General features: G+C 55.1%; 17 protein-coding genes. 2 read left to right on the top strand and 15 right to left on the bottom strand.

The window, feature by feature from the left end; genetic code table 11:
- Nucleotides 1-2: 2 nt before the first annotated feature.
- Nucleotides 3-593: a response regulator transcription factor gene (locus V7Q41_RS07565; protein ID WP_333844980.1), complete on the top strand. Its 591-nt coding sequence runs from the start codon at nucleotides 3-5 to the stop codon at nucleotides 591-593.
- A gap of 52 nt (nucleotides 594-645) precedes the next feature.
- Here the strand turns inward: V7Q41_RS07565 and ccmI are convergent, their stop codons facing one another.
- The 10 genes from ccmI to V7Q41_RS07515 are packed head-to-tail and all read right to left on the bottom strand — an operon-like array spanning nucleotide 646 to nucleotide 8,547.
- Nucleotides 646-1,962, bottom strand: a complete 1,317-nt coding sequence (gene ccmI / locus V7Q41_RS07560; RefSeq protein WP_333844978.1) for a c-type cytochrome biogenesis protein CcmI — start codon at nucleotides 1,960-1,962, stop codon at nucleotides 646-648.
- A gap of 1 nt (nucleotide 1,963) precedes the next feature.
- On the bottom strand, nucleotides 1,964-2,428 hold the full coding sequence (locus V7Q41_RS07555; protein ID WP_333844976.1) for a cytochrome c-type biogenesis protein: 465 nt from the start codon (nucleotides 2,426-2,428) through the stop codon (nucleotides 1,964-1,966).
- A complete protein-coding gene (locus V7Q41_RS07550) occupies nucleotides 2,425-3,006 on the bottom strand; it encodes a DsbE family thiol:disulfide interchange protein (RefSeq protein WP_333844973.1) in 582 nt (193 codons plus the stop codon). The genes V7Q41_RS07555 and V7Q41_RS07550 overlap by 4 nt, the downstream gene beginning before the upstream one ends.
- Complete coding sequence (locus V7Q41_RS07545) at nucleotides 3,003-4,922, bottom strand: heme lyase CcmF/NrfE family subunit (protein ID WP_333844970.1); 1,920 nt, start codon at nucleotides 4,920-4,922, stop codon at nucleotides 3,003-3,005. Before V7Q41_RS07545 ends, V7Q41_RS07550 begins: the two co-directional genes overlap by 4 nt.
- Nucleotides 4,919-5,386 (bottom strand): cytochrome c maturation protein CcmE, encoded by a 468-nt coding sequence (ccmE, locus tag V7Q41_RS07540; protein ID WP_333844967.1) that lies wholly within the window; start codon nucleotides 5,384-5,386, stop codon nucleotides 4,919-4,921. The genes V7Q41_RS07545 and ccmE overlap by 4 nt, the downstream gene beginning before the upstream one ends.
- Complete coding sequence (gene ccmD, locus V7Q41_RS07535; protein ID WP_333844965.1) at nucleotides 5,386-5,577, bottom strand: heme exporter protein CcmD; 192 nt, start codon at nucleotides 5,575-5,577, stop codon at nucleotides 5,386-5,388. Before ccmD ends, ccmE begins: the two co-directional genes overlap by 1 nt.
- The gene (gene ccmC / locus V7Q41_RS07530; RefSeq protein ID WP_333844962.1) at nucleotides 5,574-6,317 is read right to left on the bottom strand and encodes a heme ABC transporter permease CcmC; all 744 of its coding nucleotides are present in this window, start codon (nucleotides 6,315-6,317) and stop codon (nucleotides 5,574-5,576) included. Before ccmC ends, ccmD begins: the two co-directional genes overlap by 4 nt.
- The gene (gene ccmB, locus V7Q41_RS07525) at nucleotides 6,314-6,985 is read right to left on the bottom strand and encodes a heme exporter protein CcmB (RefSeq protein WP_333844959.1); all 672 of its coding nucleotides are present in this window, start codon (nucleotides 6,983-6,985) and stop codon (nucleotides 6,314-6,316) included. The genes ccmC and ccmB overlap by 4 nt, the downstream gene beginning before the upstream one ends.
- A complete protein-coding gene (gene ccmA / locus V7Q41_RS07520) occupies nucleotides 6,982-7,620 on the bottom strand; it encodes a cytochrome c biogenesis heme-transporting ATPase CcmA (RefSeq protein ID WP_333844956.1) in 639 nt (212 codons plus the stop codon). Before ccmA ends, ccmB begins: the two co-directional genes overlap by 4 nt.
- Nucleotides 7,621-7,623: 3 nt before the next feature.
- Nucleotides 7,624-8,547 (bottom strand): GNAT family N-acetyltransferase, encoded by a 924-nt coding sequence (locus V7Q41_RS07515; protein WP_333844954.1) that lies wholly within the window; start codon nucleotides 8,545-8,547, stop codon nucleotides 7,624-7,626.
- 20 nt (nucleotides 8,548-8,567) lie between these two features.
- On the opposite strand from V7Q41_RS07515, the gene V7Q41_RS07510 reads away from it, so the two are divergent.
- Nucleotides 8,568-8,765, top strand: coding sequence for a hypothetical protein (locus V7Q41_RS07510; protein WP_333844952.1), 198 nt, complete (start codon nucleotides 8,568-8,570; stop codon nucleotides 8,763-8,765).
- A gap of 28 nt (nucleotides 8,766-8,793) precedes the next feature.
- Here V7Q41_RS07510 and V7Q41_RS07505 read toward each other — a convergent pair whose 3' ends face one another.
- The 5 genes from V7Q41_RS07505 to V7Q41_RS07485 form a co-directional block, all read right to left on the bottom strand.
- A complete protein-coding gene (locus tag V7Q41_RS07505; protein WP_333844950.1) occupies nucleotides 8,794-9,228 on the bottom strand; it encodes a hypothetical protein in 435 nt (144 codons plus the stop codon).
- A 10-nt stretch (nucleotides 9,229-9,238) separates the two neighbouring features.
- Nucleotides 9,239-10,483, bottom strand: a complete 1,245-nt coding sequence (locus V7Q41_RS07500) for a voltage-gated chloride channel family protein (protein WP_333844948.1) — start codon at nucleotides 10,481-10,483, stop codon at nucleotides 9,239-9,241.
- Nucleotides 10,484-10,588: 105 nt separating this feature from the next.
- Entirely contained in the window at nucleotides 10,589-10,852 is a 264-nt protein-coding gene (locus V7Q41_RS07495) for a hypothetical protein (protein ID WP_333844945.1), read from the bottom strand.
- Between the two features lie 333 nt (nucleotides 10,853-11,185).
- Nucleotides 11,186-11,692: a copper uptake system-associated protein gene (locus V7Q41_RS07490; RefSeq protein WP_333844942.1), complete on the bottom strand. Its 507-nt coding sequence runs from the start codon at nucleotides 11,690-11,692 to the stop codon at nucleotides 11,186-11,188.
- 16 nt (nucleotides 11,693-11,708) lie between these two features.
- Nucleotides 11,709-13,700, bottom strand: coding sequence for a TonB-dependent receptor (locus tag V7Q41_RS07485; protein WP_333844939.1), 1,992 nt, complete (start codon nucleotides 13,698-13,700; stop codon nucleotides 11,709-11,711).
- Between the last annotated feature and the right edge of the window lie 161 nt (nucleotides 13,701-13,861).

Genomic DNA, 13,861 nt, shown 5'->3' with positions numbered 1-13,861 from the left:
AAATGAGTATGTACATCATTGACGACCATCCCTTAGTGCGTCAAGCCATCGCCATGTTGCTGCGCCGCATGCGCCCAGCATCCAAGGTGATTGAATTGGAAAAGTTCAGCGAGTTGCAAGCTGCCATCATCAAAAACGGTGATCCCGAATTGTTCGTACTCGATTTGTTATTGCCGGGCGTCAAAGGCACCTCAGCTGTCAAAGACATCAAGACCATGTATGCCAACGTGCCGTTGGCTGTGATCTCCTCTATGCCTGCCGGTGAGGCAGAGGAGACGTGCATTGAAGCTGGCGCTGATATCTACATCGAGAAAGCCACGCCTGCTAACGAAATTTCTTTGGCTATCCAAGGTTTGTTTGCTGCCGAGAGCGGCGACGAAGAGGTGGTGGTGGTTGGCGAGACCAAATTGTCTAAGCGCCAAAAGCAACTCATCGTCATGCTCGATCGCGGTTTGAGCAACCGCGACATTGCAGCAGAACTAGAAATCAGTGAGCACACCGTGAAAGTTCACTTGTGGCGCTTGTTCCGCCGCTTAGATGTGAAGAGCCGCACGCAGACCCTTCACTTTGCACGCACAAACGGTTTGCTGTAACGCAACTGACACGCCAACAAAGCCCTGTAGTTGGTTGACTACGGGGCTTTCTTTATTGCAAGGTCTCTCGCACCATCAAGTTCAAGCCCTTGCTGCCTAGCTTGACAGGTGTCAAACTGACGCCGTAGTCGCCAGCTTGCGCAATCGCTTGGCCGCTCTTTGAAATGCGCACCCTCACCGTCACCTCGTCCATGCCCGAGAGCTTGGCGTTAGGGTTCATGGCCGTGCTGTCATCGAGCACAAAATCAAAGGGTAATTTGTCGGCCGTGGTGCGTAAGATGGCCAAGGGCATGCGCGAGCCCGTCACTGGCGTGGCATACACAAACACCGTGTCGCTAGGCGCCACCAAACCTTGAAGCTCTTTGACCAAGGTCACCCGACCGCTGATGCTGCTGGCAACCAAGGCGGCCTGATTGGCTTGCGAGTCTGCTGGGTTGGCAGCGCGAGGCGGAATCACTGGCAATCCCATCTTGTTGCGGGCTTCAGCAATGGCACGGTCAAGCTCTGGCGCCTCGGGCGAATCCACTGGCACCACTTCACGGGCACGTTCCCAATAGCGCAGCGCCGTGTTGAAATTCATCTCGGCATAAGACGCACTGCCTGCCAAGAACAAGGCGTTCAAATGGAGGGGGTCAGCCGTGAGAACGCGCTGAATAAGTGACCAAGGTTCACCAGCAAAACTGCCACCGTTCTTTTGTGCCAACACTTCGGCACGCTCAATCGACAGGTTGTCATCGCGACTCAGCGACAAAGCCTTGGCATAGGCATCGGCAGACTCTTCAAACAAGCCTCGGGCACGCTGAACGCGCCCCAACATGACCCAACCCTCCATGCTGTTGGGTTCGTCTTGCAAACGGCGTGTCAGTGCAGTGGCCATCTCAGCCAGCTTTTCTGGCGACACCTCAGCGGATGAATCCACGCCCTGCTTGAGCGCCATCGGGTCCAGCGCCGCTGGCTCGCCGAACATGCTGTACATGAGCATGGACGAGACAGGCACCACCAACACCAGCAGTCCGATAGCCACCCAAGGTTTGCGCCACGGCGCGCTGCCAGTCGCAACCGACGCAACAGGTGCAGCGCTCAAACCATCGGCACCCACGTCGACCAACAAGCGTTGCGACAACTCATCACGTGCGGCTTTGAGTTCTTCGTAGTTCAAGTTGCCCATGACGAATTCGCGGTCGAGCTCTGCCATTTGGTCACGGTAGACGGCGGCGTTGGCTTGGGCGGGGTGGTTGGCATTGTCGATTTGCTGAGAAGCAATTCGCGCCCCTTCTTGCGAACCACGCCACAGAGCCACACTCAACACGGCCATCACCACGGCCATCATGGCCACAGCAGCAAAAATAAACACAAGGGAAGGATTCACATCAACCTTTCAACAGCTGCTTGGCGCGTTCGCGCTCTTGTTCACTCATGGCCTCAGGCGCAGCCAAATCACGGCGTTGGCGCAAATACATGCCAAGGAAGATGACCGCCATCAGCAGCAACACAAATGGGCCAAACCACAGCACCCAGGTGAGCGGTTTGACCTCGGGGTTGTACAGCACAAAGTCGCCGTAACGGGAGACGAGGAAATCTTTGACCTCTTGATCTGACTTGCCAGAGCGAAGCAGCTCTCGCACTTCGGTGCGTAAGTCATCGGCTAACTCGGCACGGGAAGAGGCCAAGGATTCGTTTTGACACACCATGCAGCGCAACTCATGCGAGAGCTCATCCAAACGCGCTTCGAGCTTGGGGTCTTGGGCCATCGGGACGGCCTCACGGCCATTGCTCGCAGCGGCGGACAACACCATGCTCAGCATCAATACGGCATTCAGGATGACACGCTTCATGACTTGTTCAACTCCGTAATCAGGGGCAAAATTTTCTCGGCCAACAAGGCTGGCGTGACAGCGCCCACGAATTTGTAGCGAATCACCCCGGCCTTGTCGATGACGTAGGTCTCGGGCACGCCGTACACGCCGTAGTTGATGCCCACACGGCCATCGAGGTCCATCACCGTGGTGATGTAGGGGTTGCCATGACGCTTGAGCCAGACTTGGCTGCGCTCACGCGCGAGCTTGAGCTTGTCGTCAAACGGCGCTTTGTAGGCTGGGTCTTGAGGTTGAATTTCTTTGTAGCTCAAGCCCACGATGGGCACTCGGTGCTTGTCAGAAAACGCCACCAGCACAGGGTGTTCTTCGCGACAGGCCACACACCACGTCGCCCACACATTGAGCATCCACACTTGGCCTTGCATATCCACGGGTGAAAAGTGGCTGTCGCCTTTGTCCAAAGTGAACAAGGTGAAGTGCGGCGCAGGTTTGCCAATCAAGGGCGAGGGAATCTCTCGCGGGTCACGCTTGAGGCCCACAGCCAAAAAAACCACCAAGGCGATGAACAAGACCAGCGGGATCAACACCTTTTTCATTTGCGGTATCTCCGGTCAAGGGCAGCCAATGCACCACCCAACACCATCAACAACACACCGCCCCACAGCCATGGCACGAAAGGTTTGTAGTACACACGCATGCTCCACTCGGTACGTGCGTCATTCAGCGGCTCGCCCAACGACACATACAAATCGCGCATGAAACCCGAGTCAATGCCCGCTTCCGTCATGGCCATGGGTGACGAGAAATAACGGCGCTTTTCAGGCTGCAAAATTTCAATGACCTTGTCGTTGCGCAACACCTGCACATCGGCGCGAACGGCCTTGTAGTTGGGCCCCAGCACTTCGTCCAGCGAGTTCAAGCGAAAGGTGTAGGGCGCAATGGTGACCACATCACCTATTTGCATGCGCACTTCGCGCTCCACCTCATAACACTTCACCCCCGTGATGCCAATCACCAACACCGCCATCCCCAAATGAGCCGTGTGTTGCCCCCAAAACGATGCGCCAATGCGACCGGGCTTGCCCAGACGCTCGACGACTTGCTGAGCCATACCCAAAGCCACCCAGCAGCCCAGAAACAAACCAAACGCTGCGCCAATGGACCAACCGCCCAGCACAAACGGCAAAAGCACACCCAAGGCCAGCGCAGCCGCAAAGGTCCAACGCAGCTTGTGTGCAATCTCACGCACATTGGCATCGCGCCAACGCGCCACCGACCCAGGCACCATCAAAAACACCGTGGGCACGAGCAGCGGCGCAAACACCGCATTGAAATAAGGCGGGCCCACCGACAACTTGCCCATGTTCAGCGCATCAATGATGAGCGGGTAAATTGTGCCCAACAACACCGCCGCCGTGGCCACCACGAGCAACACACTGTTGGCCAACAAAAACGATTCGCGCGACACCAACTCCATGCGCCCACCGAGCGCCACACGCGGCGCACGCCACGCAAACAGCGTGAGCGAGGCACCCACCACCACGGCCAAGAACACCAAGATGAACACACCCCGCTTGGGGTCAGACGCAAAGGCATGCACAGACGTCAGCACACCCGAACGCACGAGGAAGGTACCCAACAGCGACAACGAGAACGCTGCAATCGCCAACAGCACCGTCCAAGCCTTGAAGCTGCCGCGCTTTTCGGTCACCATCAAAGAGTGAATCAGCGCCGTGGCCACCAACCAAGGCATGAGCGAGGCGTTTTCCACAGGGTCCCAAAACCACCAGCCGCCCCAGCCGAGTTCGTAATAAGCCCACCAAGACCCGAGGCCAATGCCAAAGGTGAGGAAGGTCCAAGCCACCACCGTCCAAGGGCGCGACCAGCGGGCCCATGCGGCGTCTAAGCGGCCACTCATCAAGGCTGACACCGCAAATGCAAACGCCACGGCCATGCCCACATAACCCATATAGAGCATGGGCGGGTGAATCACCAAACCGGGGTCTTGCAGCAGCGGATTCAAATCTTTGCCGTCCAAGGCCGCTGGCAGCAAGCGATCAAACGGGTTGGAGGTGAGCAAGATGAACAACAAAAAGCCCACCGAGATCAAGCCCAACACGCCAATCACGCGCGCCACCATGTCGAGCGGTAAACTACGCGAGAACAACGCCACCGCCACCGACCACAAGGCAAGCATCAGCACCCACAGCAAGAGCGAGCCTTCGTGGCCACCCCACACCGCAGCGAATTGATAGGGCTTGGGCAGCAAGGAGTTGGAATGCTGCGACACGTACAGCACAGAGAAATCGTTGTTCAAAAACGAAGTGGCCAAGGCACCAAATGCAAACGCCACCAAAGCAAACTGCAACGCAGCCGTTGGGCGTGCCAAGGATTGCAAGGTCACTTGCATGTGCGGCTGGCGCACCAAAGTGCCTGCGATGGGCAGTACGCCTTGCATCACCGCCACCAAGGCAGCAAGCATGAGCGCGAAATTACCGAGTTCTGGAATCATGGGTTGGCCTTAGGGGTTGGCGTTTGCAAAGACTGGGCAGCTTTGGCCGCTGCGGCTTGGTCCATCGCATGCTGGGCCTCAGGCGGCATGTAATTTTCATCGTGCTTGGCCAACACTTCGCTGGCCACAAACAAGCCGTCGACGCCCAACTTGCCTTGCGCCACCACGCCTTTGCCTTCTTTGAACAAATCGGGCAGCAGGCCCACATAAGTGACGGGCATTTCGTTGATGGTGTCGGTGATGACAAAGCGCACGGTGTTGCCATCGCGCACCAAGCTGGCTTCTTTCACCATGCCTCCTGCGCGAAAGGTGCGTCCCTTGGGCGCTTCGCCATTGCTCACCTGCGTGGGCGTGAAGAAAAACACCAAATTACTTTGGAAAGCATTCAGCACAAACGCGGCTGCCGCGCACAACACCACAATGCCAGCGGCAATCAGTGCAAATCGTTTGGTTCTTGGTTTCATCACATCAATTCTTCAACAGGTAATTGCGCCACAGCCCGCTCGGCTTTCAATTGATTCAACAGCGCGCGGTGCGCCCAACGGGCTTGCCACACTTCTAGCGCCATCAGCAAGGCCGTCACGCCCACGCTGCCCCACACATACACGGCATAGCCGCCCATGGCCCAAAACTGGCTCCAGCTTTCCCACCTCATGACTTCACCTCGTCGAGTTCGTGCACCCAAGTGGCGTGGCTCTCGCGCTGCAAGATCAGGGTGCGCACGCGGTACAACACCAGCGCCACGGTGTAAAACCAAAACGCCAAGGCCATCAGCAACATGCCCCACAACATGACCTCGGCCATGCTCGAGCCTTTGGTGAGCGACACCGAAGCACCTTGGTGCAAGGTGTTCCACCACTTCACCGAGAAATAAATGATGGGCACGTTGACAGCACCCACGATGGCAATGAGCGCACCTGCGCGGTCGCTGCGACGCGTGTCATCAATGGCAGACGTCAAAGCGATGTAGCCGAGGTAGAGGAAAAACAAAATCAACTCAGAGGTCAGGCGCGCATCCCACACCCACCATGTGCCCCACATGGGCTTGCCCCAAAGTGCCCCCGTCCACAGCGACAAAAATGCAAACATGGCACCGGTGGGGGCCAAAGCGCGTGTCATCATGCCCGACAAGCGGGTGTTAAAGGTCAGGCCCAACACACTCCAAAATGCCATGGCCAAATAAATCACCATCGACATCCAACTGACAGGCACATGCACAAAGATGATGCGGTAGCCCTCGCCTTGCTGAAAGTCAGCGGGCGCCACGGCAAAACCCAGCCACAAGCCCGCCAGCATGAGCGCAGTGGCCAACACAGCAAACCATGGCCACGCGCGCCCTGCAAAACCATAAAAAGTCTGCGGTGCTGCGTAGTGAAACCAATTGATACTTTTCATTCCAACGCGATCCTTAAAGCCGCTGCACAGGCAAACGGGCTGAAAAATGCCGCAGGCAACAGCATGGCCATCAAAATCGACAAATGCGCCTGTGCCCCCAAACCGCTGGTTTGCGCCTCCACGGCACCCGCACCAAACACCAGCACCGGGATGAACAAAGGCAACACCAACAGCGACAACAACACCCCGCCGCCGCGCACACCCAAGGTCAACGCAGCACCAATGCCGCCCACCAACGACAACACCGGCGTACCCAACAAAAGCGCTAAAGTGAGGGTCGTCAAGGCATCCGTCGAAAGGTCAAATTGCAGGCCTAAAACTGGCGCCAATAATACCAACGGCACCCCAGACACCAGCCAATGCGCCAAGAGTTTGGCACTGATCAGTAAGGGCATAGGCGTGGGTGACAAAGCCATTTGCTCCAGCGTGCCGTCGCGGTAATCGGCCTCAAACAAACGCTGCAACGCCAGCATGCTCGACAACAGCGCCCCCACCCACAACACACCGGGGGCCACCAGACGCAAAGTGTTGAGTTCGGGGCCAATCCCCAGCGGAAACAGCGCCGCCACCACGACAAAGAAAAACACCGCTGTCAGCACCTCGCTCTTGCGGCGCATGGCCAAGAGCAAATCGCGCCGCAACACGGCCATGAAGGCGCCTGCACTCATGCCAAGCCTCTTAATCGGTAAGTTTGCACGTCCACAAACGTGCCGTTGGCCGTGGTCAGCGTCACGGGCTGGTGGCTGGTGAACAACACCATGCCGCCCTTGTCCACATGCTCGGCCAACAGCCCACGCAGGCCGTCGACGGCTTTGGCATCCAAGGCCACAAAGGGCTCGTCCAACACCCAAAGCGGGACTTGGCTGGCCAACAATCGGGCCAACGCGGTGCGACGCTTTTGGCCTTGCGACATGACACGCAGCGGCAAATGCTCGCGTCCACGCAGGCCCATGCGGGCCAAGGCCGCCAAGGCTTGCGCCTCGCTGAGTGCTCGGCCTGACACGGCGGCATCCGACATGAGGTTTTCTAGAGCCGTGAGTTCTTCTTTGAGCGACAAGCCGTGGCCCAAATAAAACAAGGCCGCGCGAAACACCGCAGCGTTGTGTTGGATGGTTTGGTCGTGCCAACGCACCTCGCCCGCGTCGGCAGGCGACAAGCCACACACAATGCGCAACAAACTGGTTTTACCCACCCCGTTGTCACCTTCAAGATGCAAGGCTTGCCCTGCTTGCAGCGCAAAGCTGACGTCAGCAAACAATGGCTTGTTACCTCTGCTGCAAGAAAGTTGGGAGACGCGCAGCATGGTTTAGATGAAGGTGCCAGCGCAAGTCAGCACTTGGCCGCCTGTGCCAATTTTGAAACGCGCAATGCCCGCGCTGCGCGTGGTGTTGACGCCGCCAAGATCCAGTGTGCGCACACCGCGCTCGCGCAACTCTTGCATGGCGCGCCACAGGATGAGGTTGTGTGCGTTTTGCTCACGGCCTACATCGCCGCTCCAACCCACTTGGTAGGTGGCTGCCTCGCCATGGATCAAAAACATCATGCCCGCCACACGGTCGCGGCCCAGATCGGCACGCACTGTCAACATGGTTTTGGTGGGATGCTGGCGCGAAGGCACATACAAATCAAAAAAGTGCAAGGGCAAGCCGTGCAAACCGCGCTGCTCGCGTTGCTGCATTTCGGCATCGAGTAGCCAGCGGTACTGCCCTGCATTCGTACCCACGCGATGAATGGTCAAAGCAGACGCCTCGGCGCGCGCCAAGCTGTAGCGCCAGCGTCCGTCGAGCTGGGCGCGCAACACCTCTAACTCAGGCGAGAGGTCAAGCACCACGGTGCTGTGGCCCGTCATCACGCGACGCCAACGCGACAGCCCCAGCGCTGGGCTTTGCGCCTCATGGGGCGTGACGGCCACCACACGCAAGTTTTTCAAGGGCATGGTGTGCTTCAACGCTTTGTAAACACGCGCTTTTTCTGCCCCCGACAACGGTTGCAACCACACGGGGCCTAGGGAGCACAAAGCCATGTTGGCCAAGCCCCCCGCAAACCGTCGCACGATGAATTGGGCCAAAGCCACAGGCACGCCGTCTTGCGCCACAAAGGCACGCAACACGCCTACGCCCAAGGTTTTCATGCATGCGCCGTAGGCCCAGTCTTGCTGCAAGGGCGCAGCGGCGGCGGCATGGTGTGCGTCCCACTCGGGATAGCTCAGGGTGTCCCAGCTGACTTTCATGCGCCTAAAATCCTCGCACCATGTTGAACAAACTTCGCCTTCGCCGCCAAGCTCAGACCGTGATGGGCCACCGCTTGGAAGAACCCCGCTTCACGCTGGTGTTGGTGCTGTGGGTGTTTGTGTACCTGGGCTTGCCCCTGCTGGTCGTCAGCAGTTTGGTGGACGTGCTGATTCAGCAAATCACGGGCAATTGCACCGGTTTTTGGTGCTGGTTTTAAGCGCTGAGCCATTGTGGTTTGCGCGGCCCTAGCGGGGGGCGCTGCAAGGCCCGGTGATGTTGATGCGCACCTTTTTGCCCAGGTAGGTGGTGTCGGTGAAGGCGGTCACGACCACGGTGGCTTGCGCAATGCGAATCTCAGACTCTGCACCCGTCACCTTGTGCTTGCGAAACGCCCCCATTTCTTTGGCCGTGGTCAAGTTTTTGCCATTGAACTCTTCAGTGGTCAAGCTGTTGGTGATCAACACATAAGGCTCGGGCCCATTCATCTTGAAGAACATGTTGTTGCCCAAGGATTGAATTTCAATCACCACTTTTTGCGGTTTCAGCTTGAGGTCGTCCATGGCAGGAATGACGCCCTCCACCTCGCAAGGCATTTTAAAAGTTTGGGCAAATGCGGATGACGCAAACACAGCCAGGCACAACAGCACGGCTTGCAGCAAACGAGGGAAGTTCATGGACATAGCCCCCATTCTATGAAGACTCAGACCTCGCATCGGTCTTTCGGTGCACCCCGCGTTGAGCGCGGTAAATGCCTGAGTGGCCCGAACAGATGTAGCTTGTCACACACGCCAGCGCGGCAAACACCCCAATCTGGGCGCCAAACAACTCCATGGCCATCAGGGTGGAAGCGATGGGCGTGTTGGCGGCCCCTGCAAACACCGCCACAAACCCCACAGCAGCCAGCAAAGGAAATGGCACATCCAACAGCGGCGCCAAGGCATTGCCCAAGGTCGCGCCAATGTAGAACAAAGGCGTGACCTCACCCCCTTTGAAGCCAGAACCCAGCGAAGCGATGGTGAAGATCATCTTGCCCAAAAAGTCAGTGGGTGCGAGTGGTTGGGCAAATGCTTCCACCATCACCGCAATACCCAGGCCGATGTAGCGGTCACAGTTGCCCCACATCACCACAGTCGCAATCACTGCGCCGCCCAACAAGGGGCGCAAGGGTGCGTAAGTTATGCGCTGCGCCATCCAAGCAATCAACGCGTGTGTGCACTCGGCAAACAACTTGCCAGTCAACCCAAACACCACCCCCGCCAACACCATGGCGACCAAAAGCCAAGCTGTGATGTCAGGCATCGCCCCCGCCATGTAATGCGTGTGTTGCACACCCCACCACAAGCCTACTTGGTCAGCCATCACAGCAGCCGCCAAACAAGGCAGCAACGCATCTAGACGCATGCGACCCAGGGCCAGCACTTCCAGCGCAAACACAGCCCCCGCCAAGGGTGTGCCAAACACCGAGGCAAAGCCAGCGCTGATGCCTGCCATCAACACCATGCGTCGGTCTAGCGCGTTGAGTTTGAAAAGATGGGTCAGCTGATCGGCCAACGCTCCCCCCATTTGCACCGCCGTGCCTTCGCGGCCCACCGACGCGCCAAACAAATGCGAAATCACTGTGCCACCCAACACAAACGGCGCCATGCGCAGAGGCACTACTTTTTTGGGATCGTGAATTTCGTCAATCAACAAATCGCTGCCCGCTTGCACATGCTGGCCAAACTTCAGATACAGCCAGCCCACGCAAAAGCCTGCCACGGGCAAGCCCCACATCAACCACCGGTTGGCTTCACGGGTGCGGGTAGCCCAGTCGAGGGCCAACAAAAACAAGGCGGAGGCTGAGCCAGCCAGTGCAGCCACCAGTGCCGCCAAAGCCAGCCACTTTGCCAGCTCACGAAGCAGGCCTAGCTTGAAAGATGGCTCAAAGTGCGGCATCTATTGCACATTCAGATTGGCAGCCTAGACATGAAAAAAGCCGTTCGCTGTCGAACGGCTGATGAAAGTACTGGTTAGGCTTGGCAGGACACAACATTACTCATCTTAAGCCGCCTCTAGGACTTCTATCGTTTCCAAGAGAACACCGTGCTCTTTTAATCTTGTCGTGATGAGTGATGTATTGAGCAATAAATCTTTCAAATCTTCTTCATTGGGTATTTCGACAACATAAGCAACCAGATTGGTATTTTTCTTTCTGAACAACTGAAAGCGAAAACCCAAGTGCCCAACGGTTTCATCTAATTTATTGTTCAAAAGCCACCAGTCAGCATCTTTGACTTGGTAAGTCACCAACAGTTTTTTCATCATGGCTCCGTCCTAGTTACGTGTCTGTGATCAATACTGACTCAATATATCTGAATGCTCACCCTTGACCAAATAACCCCTCACAGGCAAGTTGCCACATCCAAGTCTGGCTGGGGTCGTAAGGGGGCGGTCAGCGCGTGCCATTGACAAGGTCACGGGATAAGAAAAAAACCCCTGTAAATCAATGACTTACAAGGGTTTATCTGCTTGGCGGGCTAGAAGATACCAGATCGCAAACCGCCTAAATCCCCCAAGGGCAAGCCGATCAAGCTCTTGGGGTCCGGTTCATCATTCTAAATGTTGAGACATCTTTTTGTACCGAGAGTTTTCACTGTGTCATTTCGAATGCGCATTAGAACCATGGCTCGCATGTGGATCATGCTTCCCGCCATCAACCTTCACCATTCCTTCGAATAGCGCAAATTTTTTAACTTGCTCAGTTGGTATGTTTTTTTCTGCAGTCGATATTTTGGCTGCCAAGCGCTTTGCTGAAGCGCTTGACATACCAGTCATGGTAAGTGTGTTGGCCTGTGTCAACCCATCTCCTCCACACACTTGGATTGACCACTTATTTTTCTCTCTTTTTAACAAAGCGCGACCACCCCGTTGATCCTGAATCCAGCCTGCAACGGCATAGTCACCTTCAATTGAAATTGGTGAAACCTTCAACGGTGCATCAGGCTTTTCAAACAATGCCTTCATCACATGCTCAATGGATTGAGCATCCGTCATAGCATGAGTTGCCGAGTGATTCGCAGATTTAACTTCTTGTGCAAACAATTGCACATAAGGAAGTGTAAACATTAGAACCAGCAACACAGTTGAGAGTGCATTCTTTTTCATAAGGGTCGACTTTCAATTAGAAGCTTGCTATTACGCCAACTCGGAAATTACGACCGGGCATAGGGTAGCCCGCGTTGTATTGATAGTTGGCATCAAAAAGATTATTGACTGCTGCATATATCTCACCTTTTTTGCCAAGGCTAGCCATCGGGTAAGCAATTCGTGCATTTGCAACAGTCAATGACGCAACTTCATTGGGTGAGAAAGTGCCGCGATCCTGAGTCAAAGAATACATGCTGGTTTGATGTTGCGCGTCGAAGGCTACGCGGTACCCGCTAACCGTGCCTGTCACGCCAGCAGAGACGGCTGTCTTAGGGGCGTATGGGAGGTTACTCAACGATGAGTCGAGCACCGTTACACCGCCAAACATCATCCATTGGCTGTTAATTTCATGCTTGACAGACAACTCGGCACCATTGACCTTGTAGGAAGGGAAGTTATTTGACCAAGTCCCGGAGGCAGGATTTGCAATCGCACCACCATAAAAACCTGTCCAAACATAACGTTTGCTGATTTCATCTTGGAAAACGCTGAAGTCAACATGCGTTTTGGCGCTGACATCCCACTTCAGACCAATTTCAGTGTGCTTATCTTTCGATGGTGACAAACGGTCCCATCCGTTATTTGCAGCAAACGCCATTGGGATGGCACGGGTCAGGGTGTAGGTCTCCGCACCTGGATACAGCAAAGCTTCTGAATAATTGGCATAAATAACCACTGCCTCGGAAATCAAAGAAACACCAGCATTGGGCGCTGCTTTTGATTCATAAAAGTTGCTGTTATAAAACCGCATACCCACTGATGGTTGCATGACCCATCCATTGGCCAAGTCAATTTTGTGATTAACGCCAGCAAATGTTGAGACAACTTTGAATGAAGGCACATCAGCTGAACCAGCTGTACCAAACGCAAACGGTGTGCCTACGGCAGAACCAACGTGAGGGCCGCTAATGGCTCCAGAAACAATTTCCTGATCAACACCAGCAACCACTTGACCGCCTTGCCACGGAGAGAACTCCTCCTTCCAACGGAAACCGGTCATCCTGTAAGAGCTGTTGAAGGTTCCCCAGTTGGCATCGTTGGTCAAATTGTTATGGCCTTGGTTGTCGTAGACCTTGAACTCTCCTTTCCAGTCACCGTGCTGATGCGACACGAACGCAGTCAACATATTTGTCGTCGAATCGTTTTTGCCAATACCATTAGAAAAACTGTAGGGCCCAATCGCTGCATTGGATACGGCAAATCGGTTGTCACCGGGATCGCCAACTTTGTTATCGACCGATAGAAAGCTTGCGCCCACGCTCCATGAACTATCGATCTTTTTGCTGATCCGCCCCATGGCATTACGCAAAGTGCCATCAGAGTTTGGCCTTGCGCCATTGGAGTCAACACTACCAAAGGCAAGAGAAAAATCAACATCATCTTTGCGACCAAGCAAATTGGCCTGTATCACTTTGGTTGAAAAAGAACCGACCGAAGCATTCACATCGCCTTGCACGCCGTCCTGTTTCGCTCGCTTCGTGTGAAGGTTGATAGACGCAAAATTATTCCCACTAGAAAGGTTCTGCGGTCCTTTGTAGATTTCTACGGAGCCGATGCCGCTCAATGGCAATAAATCCATCAACGGGTGGTTCCATATACCCATGTAGACTGGAACACCATCTAAATAGGTTTTGATCTCACTGCCTGGACGACTTGCACCAATGCCGCGAATGTAGACATTACCGCCTTGATCACCGCTGTACGAGCCAACTTCGTTGTAGCGAGAAATCTGCACTCCAGGCGTCATTCGCAAAGCTGCAGCCAGATCCAAAGCACCCAAGTCTTTGATCTGAGCATCGGTAACTTTTGTCGAAAAACCTGAAAAACCATCTACGTTATTGGACTCAATAATTGGGCTTGCGGTAACGATGACTGCGGGAAGCGTTTGCATTGAAACTTGCGCAAAGGCACTGACACTGAACATCAACGTGACAGCTGCGATGGGGGTTAAGTTAAATTTTTTCATTTGATTCTTTCTTAATTAATTTAATATCCAAATGACCTCAGGGGCACTGACCCCAGAAAAGCCTTGTACGTAGCCAATGGCCCAGCAGGCCCATAACAAAGCTGTAGCTGCAGCCAAAACGATGCCGCGCATTGCTCCGCGAGGAGAGAAATAATTAATCA

Origin of the sequence: Limnohabitans sp., assembly GCF_036804465.1 — a bacterium.
Lineage (GTDB): Bacteria > Pseudomonadota > Gammaproteobacteria > Burkholderiales > Burkholderiaceae_C > Limnohabitans.
The sequence above is the reverse complement of the archived record's forward strand: the minus strand, read 5'-3'. Positions and strand labels throughout refer to the sequence as shown.

Excerpts from the sequence above, each read along its gene's own strand:
- V7Q41_RS07565 (WP_333844980.1), top strand. The coding sequence starts at position 3 with ATGAGTATGTACATCATTGACGACCATCCCTTAGTGCGTCAAGCCATC.
- V7Q41_RS07555 (WP_333844976.1), bottom strand. The coding sequence starts at position 2,428 with ATGAAGCGTGTCATCCTGAATGCCGTATTGATGCTGAGCATGGTGTTG.
- V7Q41_RS07550 (WP_333844973.1), bottom strand. The coding sequence starts at position 3,006 with ATGAAAAAGGTGTTGATCCCGCTGGTCTTGTTCATCGCCTTGGTGGTT.
- V7Q41_RS07545 (WP_333844970.1), bottom strand. The coding sequence starts at position 4,922 with ATGATTCCAGAACTCGGTAATTTCGCGCTCATGCTTGCTGCCTTGGTG.
- ccmE (WP_333844967.1), bottom strand. The coding sequence starts at position 5,386 with ATGAAACCAAGAACCAAACGATTTGCACTGATTGCCGCTGGCATTGTG.
- ccmD (WP_333844965.1), bottom strand. The coding sequence starts at position 5,577 with ATGAGGTGGGAAAGCTGGAGCCAGTTTTGGGCCATGGGCGGCTATGCC.
- ccmC (WP_333844962.1), bottom strand. The coding sequence starts at position 6,317 with ATGAAAAGTATCAATTGGTTTCACTACGCAGCACCGCAGACTTTTTAT.
- ccmB (WP_333844959.1), bottom strand. The coding sequence starts at position 6,985 with ATGAGTGCAGGCGCCTTCATGGCCGTGTTGCGGCGCGATTTGCTCTTG.
- ccmA (WP_333844956.1), bottom strand. The coding sequence starts at position 7,620 with ATGCTGCGCGTCTCCCAACTTTCTTGCAGCAGAGGTAACAAGCCATTG.
- V7Q41_RS07515 (WP_333844954.1), bottom strand. The coding sequence starts at position 8,547 with ATGAAAGTCAGCTGGGACACCCTGAGCTATCCCGAGTGGGACGCACAC.
- V7Q41_RS07510 (WP_333844952.1), top strand. The coding sequence starts at position 8,568 with ATGTTGAACAAACTTCGCCTTCGCCGCCAAGCTCAGACCGTGATGGGC.
- V7Q41_RS07505 (WP_333844950.1), bottom strand. The coding sequence starts at position 9,228 with ATGTCCATGAACTTCCCTCGTTTGCTGCAAGCCGTGCTGTTGTGCCTG.
- V7Q41_RS07500 (WP_333844948.1), bottom strand. The coding sequence starts at position 10,483 with ATGCCGCACTTTGAGCCATCTTTCAAGCTAGGCCTGCTTCGTGAGCTG.
- V7Q41_RS07495 (WP_333844945.1), bottom strand. The coding sequence starts at position 10,852 with ATGATGAAAAAACTGTTGGTGACTTACCAAGTCAAAGATGCTGACTGG.
- V7Q41_RS07490 (WP_333844942.1), bottom strand. The coding sequence starts at position 11,692 with ATGAAAAAGAATGCACTCTCAACTGTGTTGCTGGTTCTAATGTTTACA.
- V7Q41_RS07485 (WP_333844939.1), bottom strand. The coding sequence starts at position 13,700 with ATGAAAAAATTTAACTTAACCCCCATCGCAGCTGTCACGTTGATGTTC.